The sequence below is a fragment of the Staphylococcus sp. HMSC061G12 genome (assembly GCF_001838465.1).
GTDB lineage: Bacteria > Bacillota > Bacilli > Staphylococcales > Staphylococcaceae > Staphylococcus > Staphylococcus simulans.
In genome coordinates this window covers 1-1,468 of the sequence record NZ_KV837107.1, presented here as the reverse complement: position 1 = coordinate 1,468, position 1,468 = coordinate 1, and the positions used below count along the sequence as shown (strand labels likewise).

The window sequence follows — 1,468 nt, the reverse complement described above, 5'->3', positions numbered from 1 at the left end:
CAAACTTATGCTTTTATTTTTTACAATAAAATTTATTGTGTTTTTTTATAAATGAGTAGGGGTATAAAAAAATAACGTCACAAACATTGATATGAGGAGGTGCAGCACCGTGAGAAGATTGAAGAATTTCATCTTAGGATTAATCATTTTGGTGGTGGTCGGAATGTTAGTGTTTATGCTCGCTAAAATACCGCAGATTCCACAAGTTGAAACTTACCAACAACAATTACTGACATTTGCATGGTTCTTACCAGTACTCTTTACGTTGGCTGGACTGTTAATTGTGTTGGGTATTATTTTGGTGTTCAGCTTATTTGCGCCGACACATCGCAAGCCGGGTCTTTATAAATTTTATAAAGATGGTCATATATATATTTCAAGAAAATCAATCGAGAAAGTCGTGTATGACACAATGGCTAATTACGAGCAGTTGATGCAACCGAATGTTGTTACGAAGTGTTACAGTAAAAAGAAAAAGTCGTACATAGATGTAAAAGCGGACTTCTTTTTACCAGATGATACTCATGCACGAACTTTAACAGAAAATGTCAGAGCAGATATTAAGAAAAACGTAGAATATTTCACAGAAATTCCTGTAAGAAAATTAGAGGTTAATGTGAAAGATCAAAAAAGTCCATCAAGTCCAAGAGTACTATAAAGGAGGGAGCCCCAGATGCCAAACGAAAATAATCAACAACCAAATGATTCAACACAACACGTGGTGAATTTTATTAAAAGTTATATTGGTAGAATTGTCGGATTTTTAGTATTTTTAGTTATCGCAATCTTATTCTTAACACTCGGCTTTTGGAAAACCATCCTGATTATCGTGTTGTGTTTGATTGGAATAGGAATTGGGTATATTAAAGACCGTAAGCAACAATTTCTCAACTTTTTAAATCGATGGAGTTAATTTATAATTTTAAAATTAGTTTAAGGGTATAGACGAAATATAATTTGTTTGAAAAGGAGAATGTACTATGGCAGTAGATAACACAAAAGCAAAACAAGCATATGATCAAGAAACTGGAGTGAATAAAGTGGAACAGCAACAACAAGAAAACCAACAAAACCAACAACCGAAATTCCAAAATAAATTAACATTTGCAGATGAAGTTATTGAAAAAATCTCAGGTATTGCTGCACGTGAAGTTAACGGTATCTTATCATTAAAAGGCAACTTTGTTGATAGTATCAGTAATCAATTCTCTAACACTGAAAATGTGACACAAGGTGTTTCAGTAGAAGTAGGAGAAAAACAAACTGCAGTAGACTTAAAAGTAGTTTTAGAATATGGTGAATCAGCACCAAAAATCTTCAATAAAGTGACAGACTTAATTAAAGAACAAGTAAAATATATGACTGGTCTTCAAGTAGTTGAAGTAAACATGCGTGTTGAAGATGTTATGACTCGTAAAGAGTTTGAACAAAAACAAAAAAATAATCAAGAGCAACAAAAGAACCAAGA

General features: G+C 32.7%; 3 protein-coding genes. All 3 read left to right on the top strand.

Annotated features, from left to right (window positions below):
* Window positions 1-109 precede the first annotated feature (109 nt).
* Window positions 110-658, top strand: a complete 549-nt coding sequence (gene amaP / locus HMPREF2937_RS08190; protein WP_070625505.1) for an alkaline shock response membrane anchor protein AmaP — start codon at window positions 110-112, stop codon at window positions 656-658.
* Between the two features lie 15 nt (window positions 659-673).
* Window positions 674-913, top strand: a complete 240-nt coding sequence (locus HMPREF2937_RS08185) for a DUF2273 domain-containing protein (protein WP_002479520.1) — start codon at window positions 674-676, stop codon at window positions 911-913.
* 67 nt (window positions 914-980) lie between these two features.
* On the top strand, window positions 981-1,468 hold a 488-nt coding region (locus tag HMPREF2937_RS08180), incomplete at its 3' end, for an Asp23/Gls24 family envelope stress response protein (RefSeq protein WP_070864370.1).

What these genes read in the sequence shown, in the direction of transcription:
- HMPREF2937_RS08185 (WP_002479520.1), top strand. Translation starts at nt 674, where the DNA reads ATGCCAAACGAAAATAATCAACAACCAAATGATTCAACACAACACGTG.